This window comes from Megasphaera intestinihominis (assembly GCF_040096415.1).
GTDB classification, from domain to species: Bacteria; Bacillota; Negativicutes; order Veillonellales; family Megasphaeraceae; genus Megasphaera; species Megasphaera intestinihominis.
Window position 1 is genome coordinate 1 of record NZ_JBBMEU010000143.1, and the last position, 875, is coordinate 875.

The 875-nt window shown below is 45.0% G+C and carries 1 protein-coding gene; it reads right to left on the minus strand.

Annotated features, from left to right (window positions below; translation table 11 throughout):
• Positions 1-784: DDE-type integrase/transposase/recombinase (locus tag WMO23_RS11365; protein WP_349174134.1), on the minus strand; the 784-nt coding region annotated here is incomplete at its 3' end.
• Between the last annotated feature and the right edge of the window lie 91 nt (positions 785-875).

Here is an 875-nt window from a genome sequence, read left to right on the forward strand (position 1 = left end):
GACCTTGTATGCATCCCTTCCGGAACGTCTGATTCATCCGTTCCTGCTTGCCCTGTGTCTGAGGATGTTTAATCCTTCCATGAATTACCAGGACGCCCCGTTCCATCATCCATACTTCATACTTGGTGAATCCGGTGCTTTGGACCGTTCCCCATGGATTGCCATTGTCGCACAGAATTACCTTTGGCATACCGTATTCCAGAAATATTTTTCTCATTACCGGTATCGTATCGCCGAAGGTTTCCCCGTATTGAGCATGGCAGCTTAGGTTGAACCGGGAATGGTCATCCATCACCATCAAAGGATGGCAGCGTCTTTGGTTTTTCAAGGCGAAGTGACCGATGAAATCGGTTTGCCACATGTCGTTAGGAGCTTCTTTTTCGAAACGTGTATAAGGTGTAGCTGCCTGACTGGCGTCCGGTGTGATCAAGCCGTACCGATGAAAGATATTGTTAATGGTACGGACACAGGGAACGTTTGGAATACCTTGTCGTTTCAAAAGGGTATGGACAACTAAGGCACACGCGTCATAATTTTCTTTTCGTGTCTTGATGACCAGTGCTTCCATTTCAGGGGATGTGCGATTGGCACGGTGGTGAGGTTCTCGTGAAAGTTCTTCACAAGAAGAATTTTCACGATACCTCTTAATCCACTTGTCTCCTGTAGGACGACTGATTCCATATTCAAGACAAAGGGCTTTTTTGCTCTTCTCATGAGCAAGTACCCGTTCAACGAATTCTTTGCGTAACATAGCTTTGGTGACATTCCTTTCTTCCCATGGCATAAGAATCAACTCCTTCTTATGCCTAAAAGTATCACTTTTTTCAGTAGGGGGAAGACCCCTATTTATGTAAACTATGTTATTGCACATAACA